Source organism: Vibrio sp. SCSIO 43133 (assembly GCF_023716845.1).
Classification (GTDB): domain Bacteria; phylum Pseudomonadota; class Gammaproteobacteria; order Enterobacterales; family Vibrionaceae; genus Vibrio; species Vibrio mediterranei.
Window position 1 is genome coordinate 574,254 of the sequence record NZ_CP068024.1, and the last position, 16,739, is coordinate 590,992.

Sequence of the window (16,739 nt, forward strand, 5' to 3'; positions counted from 1 at the left end):
GGTATTCTAGTATTGATTTGGATCAAAATACAACAAAAAACATTAATGAAGTTGTGGTTAATTTTTTGATTGAGGTCAATCAAACCTTTAAAAATGGTGCTTTAAAATGATATTTTAATAATTAAAAATTATTTGAATTCCCATTTTGTAGTAATAAAACAACAAAAACACCGTAAGAAGCTAGCTATCTAGGTAAAATCAATGGCTTCCATAACCAAAACTGAAAGTATAAGATCGCTAAATAACAGTTCAAAAACTGTGAACTCGATCAGGTAGTCAATCATATGAAAAAATTTATTGGTGCACATGTCTCCGCCGCTGGTGGGGTTGATAATGTGCCACAAAGGGCAAATGAAATCGGTGCGAACGCATTTGCTCTTTTTACTAAGAATCAGCGACAGTGGGTGGCAAAACCGTTGACCGACGAGGTTATCCAACGGTTTAAATCGGAATGCCAAAAGTACGGCTTCCGTGCGGAACAAATTCTTCCGCACGACTCTTATCTCATTAACTTAGGTGCGCCGGAGTTGGATAAACTTGAAAAGTCTCGAGCTGCTTTTATCGATGAGATGGAGCGGTGCCAACAATTGGGGCTTACACTACTTAACTTTCATCCGGGAAGTCATTTAAAAAAGTTGTCTGAGAGTGATTGTTTAGACCGTATTGCCGAATCCATTAACTTAGCGCATCAAGAAGTACCGGATGTCATCGCGGTCATTGAAAACACCGCAGGTCAGGGCACTAACCTTGGCTGGCGCTTCGAACACTTAGCTCACATCATTGATAAGGTAGAAGATAAATCGAGGGTCGGCGTATGTCTTGATACCTGTCATACCTTTACAGCTGGCTACGACTTACGAACTAAAGAGGCATGCGAGCACACATTTGCAGAGTTTGACCGAATTGTTGGCATGCACTATTTGCGAGCCATGCACCTTAATGATTCAAAGATCCCATTGGGAGGTAAGGTCGATAGGCATCACTCGCTTGGTAAAGGAGAGATTGGATGGGCGTGCTTTGAGTACATCATGCAAGATCAACGATTTGATTCTATCCCACTGATTTTAGAAACAATAGAGCCCACTATTTGGCCTGATGAGATCCAACAATTGAGACATTTTTCAATAAATTGCTGATTTTTTCGTGTGCTACATGGCATTTTGGCATCTTTCTTTCATACTATGTTACATGCATGTTGCATAAATGTGTGATTCGATAAGGTAGGTGCCATTATGACTCGTCCAGTAACTCCTAGACCAAATGCTACGCGTTCTACTCGCTTTCCGACCCCAAACCGACATATTCATGGTCAAGGTCATTACCGAACACCGCAAATAAAGCATCCTAATCATTGAGCGATAAATAATATAATAAGCACTGCCTCTGGCGAGGAAAAGTGCATGGCGACACGCCAAATTGACAGTAGTGGTGACCCTTCGTTGAGTGATAGACTACCTGAAGTATTCATCTTCAGGGACCCACAATGACAACACTCACATGGCACGACGTAATCGGTAATGAAAAGCAACAAGAGTACTTTCAACAAACCATGGCGTATGTTGAAGCACAGCGTACTCAAGGGAAGGCGATTTTCCCTCCTGCTCAAGATGTATTTAATGCATTTCGATTTACTGAGTTCTCGGATGTGAATGTGGTGATGTTGGGGCAAGATCCCTATCACGGACCTAATCAGGCTCACGGACTTTGTTTTTCCGTCTTACCAGGCGTAAAGACACCACCTTCTTTGGTCAATATGTATAAAGAGCTCGCTCAAGATATTGAGGGGTTTGAGATACCTGCGCATGGTTATCTGAAGAGCTGGGCAGAGCAAGGTGTGTTGATGTTAAACACGGTGTTGACTGTGGAGCAAGGGCAGGCACATTCTCATGCTAAATTAGGTTGGGAGACATTTACTGACCGAGTTATAGAAGCTTTGAATCAGAACGGTGAAGGCATTGTCTTCCTGCTATGGGGTTCGCATGCTCAAAAGAAAGGTAAGATGATAGACCGTAGTAAACATCACGTATTGACTGCGCCTCATCCTTCCCCATTGTCTGCACACAGAGGCTTCTTCGGTAGCGGCCACTTTTCTAAAACAAATCAAATACTTCAAAGTATGGGCAAACGACCTGTTGATTGGCAACCACGACTAGATTAAGCAATCTTAGTCAATTGGTGGTTTTTCGAGCATCCTCAAAACATGATCCTACTTTCTCTTATACACTTACAAAGAGTATGGAAAATTAGGGAGAAGGATCATGATGATCGAAAGGATTAGACGGGAGCATGGTTATATGGTGCGATTGCTCGCGATTTTAAATCGAAAATTGCACTTACTAGAAAAAGAGCAGCCAATTAACTACAGTATCGTCAAAGAGATTGTCGATTACTTAGCCAATCATTCTGAAAAAATACATCACCCCAAAGAAGACATTCTCTATCACTACTTTATCGAAAAATACGGTGCTCAAGAACAAGTAGAGAACCTTGAGACAGACCATCTAGATCTATCAGAGAAGACGCATGCTTTTCTAGATGTTGTCGAGATGATTCTCCAAGACTCAGTGGTGCCTCAAGAAGTATTCATGGGGCGTTTATCGGAGTTCATTCAAGACCAAAAACGCCACCTTGATTTGGAAGAACAATCTGTGCTGCCTTTGATAGAAAAACGGTTTACTACCCAAGATTGGCAAGTAGTGGAAAGCCAATGGACGGTGACTGAAGACGACCCGGTCTTTGGTGATACGATAGCTGACCGATACAAACAGCTAGCTGCTCGCGTCAGGCAAAATGATGTCGAAAGTGTTTAGTTTTGACATTTGGAAATGAAAGAACAATAAAAAACCCAAGCTGAGCTTGGGTTTTTTATTGTTAGCGAGGTTGACTCATTTGTTCTAAATACTGCAACCAGTCTGCGGTTTGTGTGGTTGGCTTTTCTCTATGCGCTGCTTGAGCTACCTTGGTCGCCTTGGCGTAATCTTTCAGGCCCACATAGGCTCTCACTTGCAGTAACAGTTTCTCTTGTTGATTAATGCCAGTGACTTTATTGAGCGAACTTAGCGCCTGATTGAATGCGCCTTGCTGAAGCTCCAACCTTGCCACCTCTTCATAGTACTTACCATTAAGCCTTGCTGCAGCTAGCCAAGCCGTTTGAGCGTTGGACCACTCACGAGCCATTTGCCAATGCCTTGCCTGCTTGATAATGGTGTCAATATCGCTCTCTTTAACTTGTAAATTGGCATAGGACTCAGCAGCCTTCTCGGGAATACCTTGCTGAGAATAAAGCTGAGCTTTACTGACCTGAAGATTCTCTGGTAGCTCGATACCAGCGCGTTCGGCGGATACTAAGGTTGCCAGTGCCAATTTGTACTGCCTAGTTTGCATATAGAGTGAGCTCAACTGCTGCCACCACATTAGGTTATCCGGCTGTAACGCCAATAACTTTTGTGTCGTTAAAATCGCATTCTTCAAGCGTTTTAATTGCATCTCACCCGTTAATTGCAAACTTAATGGCTGTAATTTAGGGGTATTGTCACGCCTGTGATATTCATTAATTGCCGCCAATAAAGGTTTCCATTGCTGCAATAAGTAATGAGTTCGCGCTTTATTGAGCCATACTCCGGTGATTTGGTCTTTGCTGATGTTGTTTGCTTCAGCGGTTTTGGTCAGCTGATTGAAGTGCACTAACGCCTGTTCAGGTTTATCTTCAGAGAGTAAAAGTTCTGCCAGCATACGTTCCGTTTGCCAACCTTGTTCATCTTCGAATGCCCCCGTATTCACGGCTATTTGTAGCTGTTTGACGGCTTTGTCAGCTTGTTCAGCTTGCCAATAATAGATGCCTAGCATGCGTGCCACATACGCTTTGTCGTAATTGGCACTCGGCTTTAGTCCTTCTAAAAGCTTAATGGCTTCGCTCAGTTTATCCTCTTGCTCCAGCTCATAGGCCTTGGAAACTTGTGTTGCTGTTCGCATACCAAGTTGCGGGGCAGCAGCTACGCTAGTGGTCACTAAGAGGCTGCTCAGAGCTAGGGCGGAGATAACAAATAGACGCTTTATCATTGATTCAACTTAAACTCTAATTTGACGGTTTGGCCGATGCGCGGAGTCGCTTTGCCATTCACAATCATCGGTTGATATTTCCATTGTTTAAGTGCCACCATTGCCTCACGTTCAAACATTCGTCTTGGTTTGGCTTCTACCACTTGAACATCCGTCGGGCGACCACTTTCATCGATAGTAAAAGACATCACCACATAACCTTCGATATTACGCTGTAATGCACGACGCGGATAGCGAGGCTCCTTACGGTGTAATGGCATGACTTGCTGGTTTTGACCTATATCTGGAACGGTTGGAGCATTGAGCGCCACGCCTGCCACTTGAGTTGAAATGGCGATGTTAGGTAGTTGAGGTGTACTTGGTGTTTGTACACTTGATACTTGTGAGCTTTGTTCTACCACCGCTGCCGAAGGAGGCGTTGAAGGCATTTTGGGTGGCTCAGGGAGCACACGTTGGCGCCTTGCTGTTTCACTATCTGGTTCCACCATAACTAAATCATAACTCAGCCTTGGCTTATCATCAGGCTTAGCTTTAGGCCCAATATCGATCATCCAACTCATAAAAGAGAACAGGGCAAAAGCTAACGCAGCTGCAAGTGGGACACTAGCCAGTAGTCGAACCATTATGGGCTCTCCGTCGCCAACGCAATTTTCGTGACACCTGCTCCTTTAGCGCTGTCCATCACCTCTACCACAGTGCCATTGAAAGCGTGCTTGTCAGCCTGAATTACCATCGAAGCATTAGGTTGTTCTAACAACAGTTTCTCAATTGTTGCTTGCACACGTTCCACGTCCACGCGACGTTTATCAATGTAGATATCGTTAGCGGAAGTAATGGCCACAAAGATCCCTGCATCTTTCTGGCTAACGGCGTGGCTTGCCTGTGGTCGATTAACATCAACACCAGACTCACGAACGAATGAACTGGTGACAATAAAGAAGATCAACATGATAAATACAATATCGAGCATTGACGTCATATCGATATTGGCTTCTTCGGTCTGTTTTCTACGATGACCTAATCTCATTGAGAGTCTCCTGAGTGAGCCGCATTGGAAGACAAGTGACGTTCACTTCTAAGTAACTGTTCAAGTTGAAGTAGGCTTTTGCTACTCCATTTTTGAATACGTGAATAGGCGAGCATGCCTGAGAGTGCGGCGACCATGCCTGCCATAGTCGGAATCGTCGCCATTGAAATACCAGCTGCCATTAAGCGAGGCTGCGCGCTACCTTGAGCGGCCAGAGTATCAAATACTGTGATCATACCGGTGACAGTTCCAAGTAGTCCTAGCATGGGACACAAGCTAAGTAGGCACTTCAGCAAGTTTAAGTTTTGCTTAAGCTTATTCTCTGCTTCACTTAGCATGGCATTGCGCTGTGACTGAGCGTACCAAGAATAATGATCTTGGCGTGCTACCCATTTCTCAACCCAGCTTTTTTTCTCGGTAGGAAAGACCTTGGCGAAATAGATCACTCGTTCAAAGGCCACTAACCAAAAAATAAACACCACCGCGGCGAGCCACCATAATACTGGCCCACCTTGCGTCATAAACTGGTTCAGATGCTCGCTACCGGGTAGCCAACTGAATAGGTTATGCGGCATACGCTTCCTTATGCTCAACGGTTTGAACTTCGGCTTGCTCTGCAACAAGACCAACACTCTGACGTTCTAGGATATTGCGAATCGTTTCGGCCTTAGAACTCAGTAAGTTGTGAGCAAGAAGTAGTGGCATCGCAGTAATCAGACCGAGTACGGTTGTGACCAATGCCATAGAGATACCACCCGCCATGACACGAGGCTCGGCATTACCAAACTGGGTAATAACTTGGAAGGTTTCGATCATACCGGTAACTGTACCTAACAGACCTAGCATTGGTGCCAGAGCTGCCAATAGCTTAAGCATGCTCAGACCACGTTCAAGGTGCTGCTGCTCATCCATGATGGACTCAAGCAGTCGTAGCTCAAGTGCTTCAACATGAAGCTGTTTCTCGCTGTTGTAGACGCTAAGAACACGACCTAGTGGGTTATCTGTAGGGGTGCTCGGTGATTTTAGTTGTTTGTTGATCTTTTGCTCAGTGGTAATCAGAACAGCTGCTCGATATAGAGCGATGATCATGCCTAGAGCAAAGAGCCCTGCAATGATCTTACCGACAATACCACCGTGTTCGAATCGCTCGGCTAAGGTCGGGTTATCCGCCAGCTGCTTGTAGATATCACCACGGCTTGGGTCGATAAGGGCGGCAGTTTGGCCTGTCACAATACCAGCCGCATCTGCTGAGGTGGGAACGTTTTTAGGAAGGCGAGGGAAATCACTGGCCAACTTGCCATCCCAATCAATAGGACCATGGTCCGACAGTAAAGCAAAGTTGCCTAAACGAACCGCATCGAGCTGGGTGATTTCACCGTTACCCGCAACAAAGGGAACTTGGACGTTGGCGTAGGTCGCGCTGGTGGCTATTTGGGCTTGATAAGCACGCCACAGTCCCGTCAGCTCCTGAATGGATGGCAATGTTTTCGCCGCGACGATACCATTGATGTCAGCGATTTGCTTAGCTTGCTCAGTATTGGCGACAGAATGATCGAGTTCCACTTGAAGCTCTTTGGCTGATTGTCTGACTACGCCAAACAGTTCTCCTAAGCTGCCTGTTTCTAAATGCAGCTTCTTTTGTTGCTCTGCTAAGGTACGTTCATTATCAGAAAATGCAGTGCTGAGCGATTCAATGCTTGCGTCCAGTTGAGCTTTACGTTTCTCGAGTTCAGCTTTACGGGCCGCTAGTTGCTGCTCTTGCTTCTTAAACCCAGCTTCACGGTTTGCATTGTGCTGACTCTCTTGTTGCTGAGCAGTTTTGGCTTTTGAAGTTAGACTCTCTGCGGCTAAAGAAGGTTGTGCTAATCCAAGGCTTAGCAGCGCAACCATAAGCGGAAATTTATGCAATGATAACGTACGCATTAGCTAGGATCCTGTGTTTGAGTCGCTGGGGTCAATGATACTGGAAGTTCAACAAGCGATGGAGACGCTTGCTTGTGAGCAATAGCAAAGGCTTTGTCAATCTGTGGGGCTAACGCACTATCAACGGCAACCCAGCGGTTTTGGTTGATATCCCATGACCAATATTGGTTTCTGTCTAGACTGCGAGCGACCAGAGAAAGGCGGCCTAAATAAAGCTGCTCAGCTTCAATGTCGTTGCCAACATGGATAAGGCCTCGGTAACTACCTAGCTTAATGCCGTAGTCCATTTCAATCTGATACGCTTCTAAAATTCGACGGTACTTTTCAGCATCACTGACATCAGCTTGAGGCATCAAAGCCTTCAACTCATCAAGTCTCGTTAGACGTGTATCAATTCGAATCGGTTTGTCCTGCTTAATATGTGCTTCAAGCCCTGCAAGCATTTGATACATCAATGGCACAACACCTTGGCGAGTTGCACTGATTTGCTCTAACTGAGTATCAATACTAGCCATCTCTTCTTCTTGATTAGCAACAACGGCTTGTAAGTGCTTTTCGTATACTTCTAAGTTCGCCACTTCTTGCTCAAGCATCGCGATATCAGACTTCAGTTCAAATGCTTTATCGCTGCTTTTGTTGATGCGAGTTTGGCTTTGTGCACTTTGCGTGATGGTTTGCGCCTCGACATTTCGAGCACTATTAAGATCGTTGGCGGTCGCGAAGCTGCTTACGGACAGCAGTGGGAGCGAACACAAGGTCAGGCGAAGAGCCGTTTTGTTCATTTCAAGAGCCTTCTGCTTTCTAGTAGAAAGTACCAGTTATTTAGTTGAATTCGGGTTCCAAATGTCTGCTACTGATTTGCGGAGTTAACGCAGTGAATCGAGTCAGAAAGAATGGCATTAAACGAGTCGTGTTACCGTTTTCATGTCTGCATTGGAAGCGCGGTTATTGTATTGCAACTGCGTGGAGAAATACAGTCTAAATGATATTGATATGAGTTATCATTTGTTATCTCTTAATCAATATCTTGTAACGAAATATCATCAGTTTTTGGTTAAGGATAAATAACTCATATAAATCAATGTCTTTAATAATGTTATGTTATTTGTTTTGAGGACACCCTTGGCAATAATCACCGTCTGCACGTCGGTAATGCATGCAGCAGGCGCGTCGTTGGACGAAATATTCCCCGTCGATGGAGACATCGAGCCGTCCAAAGCGAGTAAGCGGCAATTCCAGAGCCTGTTGCCAATGCTGAAGTTCATGAGCAAAGGTAGGGTGCAGTTGTTCTTTGGTTAGTAGATTTACGCTAACCATATGATTGAGTCCTCGAAGCAACATTTCCATCACAGTGTCAGCAAGCAGCTTCTCTTGAGTGGCTGGGCTCATTCTGCATACGTCACTGAGTTGTCGCGCTAGATCGGCAATAAGTAATTTTAGCTCTTTGGCGGCAATGGCTAAGCGCTGATGTTGGTCGCCAAGTTGCCAATTGTGTTCAGCAAAATCAAACTGCCCAACAACACCATTATCAAGATTTACCGCTTGTTTCATTGTGCTGATTGGCGGTACGTGTTCGACATAATAAGTAGTGACTAAAGCGATGGTAATTGGCTGCCAAACTAACATGGTCCAAGTACGTGTTTGCCAGTAGACCGCACCAGCTTCGGGATAGTGTTGCTTCCAGTATTGATAAAGCGACTGTACTTCTTGGCGTGATGTTGAATTGGGTTCAATAACGTGTGCTCCCTCTGTCAGTTCAACTAACAGAGGGGAGACTTGTTGTGAGACATGCGTCAACGCCTCAAGGCGTGACGCATGTTGATTAGCGAGTGAGGTTTGCATTAACCATTAAAAACCAAATTTCAACCTAGCAACGATGCGACGTTCGTCATTTGCCCAACAGTTTAATGAGTCATAGCATGTGTATGTTTCGTTATTGAACAAGTTGGTAACCGCAACGGATGCAGATGACCCTTTCATACTGCTTCCTAGTGTGCCTAGGTCATAACCTAAAGATAAGTCGACAACAGTGTATCCCGGAATAGTTCCAGAGTTAGCCGCGTCGAGCTGAGTTTCACCGATGTAGCGCACGCCACCACCAAGAATGGCACCGTCTAGCGCAGTTCCGTAGAAGTTATAGTTAGCCCATAAGTTGGCCATTTGATCTGGTACCCACACCGGTTTTTTACCAATTTGAGTCGGATCGGTATCTTCCGTAATTTCCACATTTTGGTAGGTATAGTTAGCCGCGAGATCTAAACGATCCGTCGCGTACCATTTACTTTCAACTTCGACCCCTTTAGAAACGCTTTCACCGACCTGTATTTGATGCTGCGGTAACGAGCCATTTGGATCTTTGACTAGTGCACCTTTCTTAGTGATATGGAACGCAGCAATATTTAGCATCTTGGTCATGTCGGCAGAGTTATACTTCACACCCGCTTCCCATTGATGACCTGTGGATGGCTTGAAGGCATTACCGTCTTTATCCGTTCCTGCAACAGGCTCAAAGCTATCTGCGTAGTTGATGTATGGCGATATACCGTTGTCGAACTCGTACAAAGCACCAACACGATATGAGGTGTTATTTTGGTCTAGGGTAGTTGTCGCGCCTGTTGAGTTGGCTGTTGTATCGCTCTTGTAATTGTCAAATCGAACACCAGCGATCATAACAAGGCGGTTAAGACGCATCTGATCTTGTAAGTACAGTCCCAGCTGTTTCGAATCGACTTGGTTGCCGTAATTCGTTGCACTGGCCATCTGCTTTTTGATCTCTTCCTCACTTAGCTGATTATTGTTAGGGTTATAGATATCAATGGTCGATGTGGCAACGTCAAAGTAGTCCACTTTTGAATCTAGCTGCTGATAATCCAAACCAATAAGCAAGTTGTGCATCAAGTTGCCAGTATTAAAATTACCGTTTACCTGTGCATCAGACACCCAACCTTTGGACTTTTCATCGGTTAGATAGGCGTTACGACTCAAGGTTCGACCGTCGGCAGCTAAGCCAGTACCGTAGGTATTGTGCTGTAGAGCCGAGCCATCCATGTAGCGAGTATTTACCAATAAGGTCCAGTCATTACTGAATTCATGATTCAGTTTAACCCCGTAGAGACCAACTTCTTTTTCAAACTTGTTCCAGTTTTGATCGCCGGTGAAGAGATTTTTGCTGAGATCACCGTTTGGATTAGGCAGTACCGTTCCGTAGCCTGGCATAGAAGTATAAATGCCCGCTTTAGGGTCATTTTGATAGTAGGCATTAAAGTTAATCAGTGTTTTGTCACTGACGTTCCAATCGACAGAAGGTGCGATTAAGTAACGCTCTTCTTCGGAAGTATCTGCCATACCGTCTCTTTTTAGAGCTTTTCCTAAGAAACGGTAATTAAAGTTGCTATCGCCAATCTGGCCGCGAGAATCGATAGTGAACTCTTTGTGAGCGTGAGAACCACCCGCTACGCTAATGTCTGTAGCGCGCTCTTGTGTTGGTCTCTTGGCCACTAAGTTGACCATACCACCAGGAGGCATCGCTCCATAGAGCACGGATGTTGGACCTTTAAATACTTCGATTTGCTCAACAGCGAACGCGTCCACTTGAGGTTGAAGGTTCCATGCATTGTATTGGAGTTGGAGACCGTCGTAATAATTTTGGTAGTTGGTAAAACCGCGTATATTAAATAGGTCCAGACGACCTACTGCGCCGCCACGCAGCTGAGTATGTACCCCTGGCGTATAACGTAGGGCCTCAGCAACGGAGTTAACGCCGCGCAGATCGAGTGTTTCTCGATCAATGACTGAGATGCTTTGCGGTGTCTCTTCCGGCGTCAATGAAGTTTTAGTGGCAGTATTACGATAAGTCTTACCCAGTACTGTCATTTGCTCGTCGGTTTGAGGTGTTTGACTTGTCTGGTTATCTTCTGCAACTGAAAGTGTAGGCACGGCAATTAGCATGCTTACGGCCACTGCAATTGGGCTAAGTTTTGTTTTTAACATCATAGAAAAAGATTCTTAAAGAGTATGTAAATGTTATTGATAATTACTTTCATTTACAATTCTAAGGATTTTGATTCTGTGATACTTAACAATTTGGTGCAAGTTTTTTCTTGGAAACGATTTGTCGAAAGTACTGCTATAACGATTGAATAGGTAACCAAAACTCCATTTTGGCTTCGTGGCTCTCCAGTTGATAATCTCTTGGATAACATTCTAGCTCAAATCCCTCTAGACCCATGTAACCGGAGCTTGGTAGCCAACTTTGCAGTACCCACTCGAGTGTTTTTGGAAACGTAGCGGCAGGCCCTACGTGGGTAATGACGGCATACATCTGTGCAGGGATGGTAACGTGCTCAAGCTGTGAAATTTGAGAAAATGCTGGGTTATCACTGGCTGCCCAATACACTAGCTGTGAGTTGGGCAATACTCGCACTGTATCGACAATACCGTAATAGAAGTGATTTGGGGCGATCGAATGTTGCAGTGCGATTTGAGTAAAGGTGCCCCAAATATCGAGAACTTGCTGACTAAATTGTGGATTCGCTGCATAGATGGAGTCGATGGGCCCATACACGCCCCAAAACTGAGTTTCTGGTTTACTTTCTATTCTAACGACTTGCGTTGCGGCTTGCGCAAGAGGCAATTCTGGGCTCATTACTAGAGGCAGCCTGATACCATTAAGTTTGCCTACTAGGCGATATTGTCTTGGAGAGATGGCAAAAAGCTGCTTGAAGGCACGGCTAAAGCTCACTTCGGAATTAAAACCAAAATCGAGCGCAATGTCGGTGACCTTTTGGTCACTCTTTAAAAGTTGCTCTGCTGCGCGGCTGAGCTTTTGTTCTCGCACGTACTGGGCAAGGTTGTGATTGGTTTGCTCTTGAAACACACGTTGTAACTGCCAGCGAGACCAGCAACTTATATCGGCAAGTTCAGTGACCGTAAGCGGTTTATCTAAATTCTGATGAATATAATCAACGATCTTTTCGACGCGATTTAGATGAATAGGTTTTCGCTTTGAGACCATAACCGAAGTCAACGTGGTTAAACATTGCACTATCTTGACATTTTTGTCACCGGAGGTCGAATACAACGCACATTTGAGAAAAAACAAAACCCTCTATAAAGAGGGTTTTGTATGTTATCACTCATGAAGTTTCAGGCTCTTCACAAGCGAAAATTCTTATTGAGATTGAATCAGTGGTGGTTTAGAGATCAACGTCATCAAGTGAGAAGTCGAGTCCGATATCCATATCGTTCAGTTCTTTTTGTAAGCGCTGTCTGTCTTTAATAGCTTCAATTTCTCGCCATTTCCTTTTTACCGGTTTAGAGCGTCCTGCGCGAGCACGTGGAGCACCTAGTTCCGCAATGTCATCCAGTTCAAAGCCTTCCATAAGCTACCTCTACTATTGTTATTCTCCTCACGGAGACCTTTTAGTACCACATTACAAGGCAGACTAACTTTGATTTGTTTCTCATTTGTTTCGCAAGTATGAAGTTTTTATGCCATTTTGAATGCAACCTCACACTTTTTAGTAACGCATTTGTCTAAAAAACAACCGATTGAATCACATTATGAAAAAGAAATTGTTCAGTGAGATTGTTAATACCGTGTGCTGAGAAGGGAGTAGATAGCGAATCGTGTGCTACGAGAAAGGTTCTCATTGCGTGATAATGTCTAAAAAGTATTCCATTTGGTAAAACAACGTTCATCCGTTGCCATGTCTAGGCTTGCCCGCAAACAAGCGAATGCAAAGATGATTACTTGCTATGCTTATCTATTGTTAATAAAACAAGTCGAATTTGATAACGGTAAGTGACCAAGTTGCTTTGTAAAGTGTTAACTTTTCGTGATTTTATGGTGAAAAATAACAATAATATACCACTTGTTGCGTATTGATTTTTGCGCGCCATGACTGCAAAATCCGCCCGTCAAAAAATAAGCCGACTTGTGTGTCGTTCCCAATGGGTAAGAAATACAAGCTAAGTTGCAGTGAAAAACAGTGAAATTAACAAAACCACATGGATGGGATAACCACGCAATTTAGGACGCACTTGGATGTGCAGCTCGGTACTCTAACTTTAAGTGAGGTTTAAAGTGACAGACGTTATTAATCTAATGAATGATCTTCTTTGGGGATCGATTCTGGTTTACTTACTCGTAGGTGTGGGGATTTACTTTACAGTACGCCTAGGGTTTATTCAGTTCCGCCATTTTGGTCACATGTTCAGTGTGCTAAAGAACAGCCGCAAAGCAGACAGCGCTGGTATCTCTTCTTTCCAAGCTCTTTGTACCAGTCTTGCAGCACGTGTTGGCACCGGTAATATGGCAGGGGTTGCCGTTGCGCTAACCGCAGGTGGCCCAGGTGCAATCTTCTGGATGTGGCTCATTGCCATGCTAGGTATGGCGACATCATTTGCTGAAAGTACGCTTGCACAGTTATACAAAACCAAAGATGACGACGGCAACTACCGTGGTGGTCCTGCTTACTACATGGAAAAAGGTTTAGGCATGCGCTGGATGGGCGTGTTGTTCTCAATCTTCCTGATTATTGCTTTTGGTTTGGTATTTAATGCCGTACAAGCGAATGCTATTGCAAACGCAATGAACACGGCATTTGGCTTCGACCCTATGATTGTTGGTGTTGCCATAGTACTTATATCTGCGTTCGTTATTTTCGGTGGTGTTCGCAAGATTGCTCGTACTGCTGAACTTATCGTTCCAATTATGGCGCTGGCTTATCTTGCGCTTGCGATTGTGGTAATGGTAATGAACCTTGAGAAGGTTCCAGAAGTTATTGCGTATATCTTCAAGAGTGCTTTCGGTCTGCAAGAAGCAGCTGCTGGTGGTCTAGGCTACGCCATTGCACAAGCGATGATTCAAGGTATCAAGCGAGGTCTGTTCTCAAACGAAGCTGGTATGGGTTCTGCGCCTAATGCTGCAGCGTCTGCTACGCCTTATCCGCCACACCCTGCGTCACAAGGTTATGTGCAAATGCTTGGTGTGTTTACCGATACCATCGTAATTTGTAGTGCAACAGTAGCGATTATCCTGATGTCAGGAGAGTACGTGCCTCACGGAGAAGTGACAGGTATTGAACTGACTCAACGTGCATTGAGTTCACAAGTAGGTGAGTGGGGTGGCATTTTTGTTGCTGTAGCGATTTTCTTCTTCGCATTCACATCAATCATTGCTAACTACTCTTACGCAGAAACCAACCTTATCTTCCTAGAGCACAACCACAAAGCGGGTCTTGGCCTGTTCCGTATTATCGTACTAGGTATGGTGATGTTTGGTTCAGTGGCGACGCTGCCAATGGTGTGGGCTTTAGCGGATGTTTCGATGGGCTTGATGGCTATCGTTAACTTGATTGCGATTATCTTACTATCGGGCATCGTGATTAAGCTTGCTAAAGATTACAACAGACAGCTAAAAGCGGGCAAAGTGCCTACATTTGATGCTAACGACTACCCTGAGCTTAAGTCTCAACTTGAGGAAGGTATTTGGTATAGCAAAGAGACAGATAACAAGTAATCACTTTTACCTATCTCAAAAATAGATTAAGCCATGCACTATTTGATTGAAGAAAGTGCATGGCTTTTTTTATACTGGGTAAAACCATTATTAAAAAGAGTATAGTCATGCTTATCGTTGTTTCACCAGCAAAGACCTTAGATTACGAGTCACCACTCGCAACTGAGCGATTCACTCAACCAGAACTTGTCGAGCAGTCTGCGGAGCTTATCGAAGTGTGCCGCAAGCTAACGCCTGCTGATGTATCAGCATTGATGAAAGTCAGCGATAAGATCGCAGGGCTGAATGTGGCTCGATTTGAACAATGGTCTCCGACATTCACTACCGACAATGCTCGTCCAGCCATTCTGGCTTTCAAAGGCGATGTGTACACGGGCTTAGCCGCAGAGACGTTATCTGAAGATGATTTTGACTACGCACAGCAGCACCTGCGTATGTTGTCTGGTCTTTACGGTCTTTTAAAGCCATTAGACTTAATGCAGCCATATCGTCTAGAGATGGGAACCAAGCTCGCTAACGCACGTGGGACCAACCTTTATCAGTTCTGGGGCAATATTATTACAGATAAGCTGAATGAAGCTTTGAATGCTCAAGGTGATAATGTGTTGATCAATCTTGCCTCGAACGAATACTTTAAAGCGGTAAAGCCTAAGCAGTTAGACGGCAAAGTTATTACTCCGGTCTTTAAAGACTGTAAGAACGGTCAATATAAAGTGATCAGTTTCTACGCTAAAAAGGCGCGAGGCATGATGGCTCGTTATATCATTGACAACCGCATTGACTCTATTGAAAAACTCACCGCATTTGATGTGGCGGGTTACTACTTTGTTGAAGAAGAGTCGACGGCAACAGAGTTAGTTTTCAAGCGAGAAGAGCAGTAAGTTTCTTTTCCTGCTTCGCGTGATTACAGGTTACAACAATGAAAAAAGGCTCTAATGTTTCATCATTAGAGCCTTTTAGATTATTGAGAGAAAGTTAACTTACTTCTTCTTGCCATTTTTCTTTTTCACGGCTTTTTTCTTGTCTTCTTTCTTCTTCTTTTTCTTAAACACAGGCTTTTTGTGTGTAGGACGTAAGCCATCAATAAAGCGCTCTTTTATCAGCTCTTTAGTGTAACGACCTACACGATCCATCATTGGCTGGTCGTGAGCTTCCACAATAGAGATTGCTGTACCTTTTTTACCAGCACGTGCAGTACGGCCAATACGGTGCAGATAAACATCAGCACTGCGTGGTAGGTCGTAGTTGATCACGTGTGAAACGTCGGGAAGGTCAATACCACGAGCAGCAACATCAGTTGCCAGTAGGATATTCACGCTACCGTCACGGAAACGGCTGATCGCATTGTTACGGCGATCTTGAGGCATTTCACCTTGAATCCATGAACATGGGATTTGTGCACTGTCTAGTTGCTGACGAAGTTCACCTAAGCGTTCACGGGTCTTTAAAAATACGATAGTGCGCTGAGCTTGTTCAGTGAGTATATGCTTGAGCAATGCCAGTTTGTGCTCAGCATTGTCGGCACGGTGATACCACTGAGTGATTTTTTTACGTTCACGCGTTGATGGCTCTGCAGAAATCTCAGCAGGAGCTTTCAGTAGATCGGCAGTGAAGCCTTCTACACCACGACCTTCCAATGTGGCAGAGAACAGTAACGTTTGCTTGCGCCATCGGCATTCTGCAGACAAGCGGTCTACGGTTGGCCCAAAACCAAGGTCGAGCATACGGTCTGCTTCGTCCAATACCAACCACTCAATCGCGCGGCAATCAAAACGCTCTGATTCGATGTATTCCATCAGACGTCCTGGTGTCGCTACCACGATATCTTGGGTTTGAGCGAGCGTGTCAGCATGAGTGTCGTAAGTCACGCCACCAGTAATGGTCGCAACCTTTAGACGAGTGTGTTTTGCCAGATCTTTGGTGTGCTCAGCCACTTGCATCGCTAGTTCACGCGTTGGCGTTAAAACTAGAATACGTGCAGGGCCAGCTTTTTTGCGTGGAAAATCCAGCAGATATTGAATCGCTGGAATAGCAAAGGAAGCCGTTTTACCAGTCCCTGTTGGCGCTGAGGCTAAGATGTCTTTGGCATCAAGTGCTTGTGGGATAGCCTGTGCTTGGATCTCTGTAGGGCGGCTATAGCCCATTTCCTCTATCGCTTCTAAAAGGACAGGATCTAAATCTAATTCAGCGAAGGTTCTGATCACTATG

Annotated in this window: 16 protein-coding genes; 5 read left to right on the forward strand and 11 right to left on the reverse strand. The window is 44.7% G+C overall.

Features of this window, described 5'->3' with window-relative positions; all coding sequences use genetic code 11:
• Positions 1 to 284: 284 nt before the first annotated feature.
• The 3 genes from nfo (at position 285) to JKJ11_RS02895 (ending at position 2,810) form a co-directional block, all read left to right on the forward strand.
• Positions 285 to 1,136 carry a deoxyribonuclease IV gene (gene nfo / locus JKJ11_RS02885; RefSeq protein WP_171391490.1) on the forward strand — a complete coding sequence of 284 codons (852 nt, stop codon included), beginning with the start codon at positions 285 to 287 and terminating at the stop codon, positions 1,134 to 1,136.
• 347 nt (positions 1,137 to 1,483) lie between these two features.
• Complete coding sequence (ung, locus tag JKJ11_RS02890) at positions 1,484 to 2,158, forward strand: uracil-DNA glycosylase (RefSeq protein ID WP_096441801.1); 675 nt, start codon at positions 1,484 to 1,486, stop codon at positions 2,156 to 2,158.
• A gap of 100 nt (positions 2,159 to 2,258) precedes the next feature.
• Positions 2,259 to 2,810: a hemerythrin domain-containing protein gene (locus JKJ11_RS02895; protein ID WP_006075429.1), complete on the forward strand. Its 552-nt coding sequence runs from the start codon at positions 2,259 to 2,261 to the stop codon at positions 2,808 to 2,810.
• Between the two features lie 61 nt (positions 2,811 to 2,871).
• Here the strand turns inward: JKJ11_RS02895 and JKJ11_RS02900 are convergent, their stop codons facing one another.
• The 10 genes from JKJ11_RS02900 to JKJ11_RS02945 all read right to left on the reverse strand — a co-directional run bounded on the left by JKJ11_RS02900 (position 2,872) and on the right by JKJ11_RS02945 (position 12,390).
• Entirely contained in the window at positions 2,872 to 4,059 is a 1,188-nt protein-coding gene (locus JKJ11_RS02900) for a tetratricopeptide repeat protein (protein WP_124940645.1), read from the reverse strand.
• Positions 4,056 to 4,682 carry an energy transducer TonB gene (locus JKJ11_RS02905; protein WP_063605963.1) on the reverse strand — a complete coding sequence of 209 codons (627 nt, stop codon included), beginning with the start codon at positions 4,680 to 4,682 and terminating at the stop codon, positions 4,056 to 4,058. The genes JKJ11_RS02900 and JKJ11_RS02905 overlap by 4 nt, the downstream gene beginning before the upstream one ends.
• The gene (locus tag JKJ11_RS02910) at positions 4,682 to 5,086 is read right to left on the reverse strand and encodes an ExbD/TolR family protein (RefSeq protein ID WP_006075432.1); all 405 of its coding nucleotides are present in this window, start codon (positions 5,084 to 5,086) and stop codon (positions 4,682 to 4,684) included. The genes JKJ11_RS02905 and JKJ11_RS02910 overlap by 1 nt, the downstream gene beginning before the upstream one ends.
• Positions 5,083 to 5,661, reverse strand: coding sequence for a MotA/TolQ/ExbB proton channel family protein (locus JKJ11_RS02915; RefSeq protein ID WP_062456778.1), 579 nt, complete (start codon positions 5,659 to 5,661; stop codon positions 5,083 to 5,085). Before JKJ11_RS02915 ends, JKJ11_RS02910 begins: the two co-directional genes overlap by 4 nt.
• A complete protein-coding gene (locus tag JKJ11_RS02920) occupies positions 5,651 to 6,994 on the reverse strand; it encodes a MotA/TolQ/ExbB proton channel family protein (protein WP_503060913.1) in 1,344 nt (447 codons plus the stop codon). Before JKJ11_RS02920 ends, JKJ11_RS02915 begins: the two co-directional genes overlap by 11 nt.
• 14 nt (positions 6,995 to 7,008) lie before the next feature.
• Positions 7,009 to 7,791 (reverse strand): DUF3450 domain-containing protein, encoded by a 783-nt coding sequence (locus tag JKJ11_RS02925; RefSeq protein WP_252038724.1) that lies wholly within the window; start codon positions 7,789 to 7,791, stop codon positions 7,009 to 7,011.
• Positions 7,792 to 8,110: 319 nt separating this feature from the next.
• Entirely contained in the window at positions 8,111 to 8,851 is a 741-nt protein-coding gene (locus tag JKJ11_RS02930; protein WP_038225553.1) for a siderophore ferric iron reductase, read from the reverse strand.
• A 6-nt stretch (positions 8,852 to 8,857) separates the two neighbouring features.
• Positions 8,858 to 11,002: a TonB-dependent siderophore receptor gene (locus JKJ11_RS02935; RefSeq protein ID WP_206379133.1), complete on the reverse strand. Its 2,145-nt coding sequence runs from the start codon at positions 11,000 to 11,002 to the stop codon at positions 8,858 to 8,860.
• 133 nt (positions 11,003 to 11,135) lie between these two features.
• Positions 11,136 to 12,053 (reverse strand): helix-turn-helix domain-containing protein, encoded by a 918-nt coding sequence (locus JKJ11_RS02940; protein ID WP_252038725.1) that lies wholly within the window; start codon positions 12,051 to 12,053, stop codon positions 11,136 to 11,138.
• Between the two features lie 151 nt (positions 12,054 to 12,204).
• Positions 12,205 to 12,390, reverse strand: coding sequence for a DUF3545 family protein (locus tag JKJ11_RS02945; RefSeq protein WP_006075440.1), 186 nt, complete (start codon positions 12,388 to 12,390; stop codon positions 12,205 to 12,207).
• Between the two features lie 704 nt (positions 12,391 to 13,094).
• Here JKJ11_RS02945 and JKJ11_RS02950 point away from each other — a divergent pair.
• Both JKJ11_RS02950 and yaaA read left to right on the forward strand, forming a co-directional pair.
• A complete protein-coding gene (locus tag JKJ11_RS02950; RefSeq protein WP_038225549.1) occupies positions 13,095 to 14,531 on the forward strand; it encodes an alanine/glycine:cation symporter family protein in 1,437 nt (478 codons plus the stop codon).
• A gap of 107 nt (positions 14,532 to 14,638) precedes the next feature.
• Positions 14,639 to 15,412 (forward strand): peroxide stress protein YaaA, encoded by a 774-nt coding sequence (gene yaaA / locus JKJ11_RS02955; protein ID WP_038225586.1) that lies wholly within the window; start codon positions 14,639 to 14,641, stop codon positions 15,410 to 15,412.
• 99 nt (positions 15,413 to 15,511) lie between these two features.
• On the opposite strand, the gene srmB is transcribed toward yaaA, so the two are convergent.
• Positions 15,512 to 16,735 (reverse strand): ATP-dependent RNA helicase SrmB, encoded by a 1,224-nt coding sequence (gene srmB / locus JKJ11_RS02960; protein WP_252038726.1) that lies wholly within the window; start codon positions 16,733 to 16,735, stop codon positions 15,512 to 15,514.
• Between the last annotated feature and the right edge of the window lie 4 nt (positions 16,736 to 16,739).

What these genes read in the sequence shown, in the direction of transcription:
- JKJ11_RS02925 (WP_252038724.1), bottom strand. Translation starts at nt 7,791, where the DNA reads ATGAACAAAACGGCTCTTCGCCTGACCTTGTGTTCGCTCCCACTGCTG.
- JKJ11_RS02900 (WP_124940645.1), bottom strand. Translation starts at nt 4,059, where the DNA reads ATGATAAAGCGTCTATTTGTTATCTCCGCCCTAGCTCTGAGCAGCCTC.
- JKJ11_RS02930 (WP_038225553.1), bottom strand. Translation starts at nt 8,851, where the DNA reads ATGCAAACCTCACTCGCTAATCAACATGCGTCACGCCTTGAGGCGTTG.
- yaaA (WP_038225586.1), top strand. Translation starts at nt 14,639, where the DNA reads ATGCTTATCGTTGTTTCACCAGCAAAGACCTTAGATTACGAGTCACCA.
- nfo (WP_171391490.1), top strand. Translation starts at nt 285, where the DNA reads ATGAAAAAATTTATTGGTGCACATGTCTCCGCCGCTGGTGGGGTTGAT.
- JKJ11_RS02915 (WP_062456778.1), bottom strand. Translation starts at nt 5,661, where the DNA reads ATGCCGCATAACCTATTCAGTTGGCTACCCGGTAGCGAGCATCTGAAC.
- JKJ11_RS02935 (WP_206379133.1), bottom strand. Translation starts at nt 11,002, where the DNA reads ATGATGTTAAAAACAAAACTTAGCCCAATTGCAGTGGCCGTAAGCATG.
- JKJ11_RS02910 (WP_006075432.1), bottom strand. Translation starts at nt 5,086, where the DNA reads ATGAGATTAGGTCATCGTAGAAAACAGACCGAAGAAGCCAATATCGAT.
- ung (WP_096441801.1), top strand. Translation starts at nt 1,484, where the DNA reads ATGACAACACTCACATGGCACGACGTAATCGGTAATGAAAAGCAACAA.
- JKJ11_RS02905 (WP_063605963.1), bottom strand. Translation starts at nt 4,682, where the DNA reads ATGGTTCGACTACTGGCTAGTGTCCCACTTGCAGCTGCGTTAGCTTTT.
- JKJ11_RS02895 (WP_006075429.1), top strand. Translation starts at nt 2,259, where the DNA reads ATGATGATCGAAAGGATTAGACGGGAGCATGGTTATATGGTGCGATTG.
- JKJ11_RS02945 (WP_006075440.1), bottom strand. Translation starts at nt 12,390, where the DNA reads ATGGAAGGCTTTGAACTGGATGACATTGCGGAACTAGGTGCTCCACGT.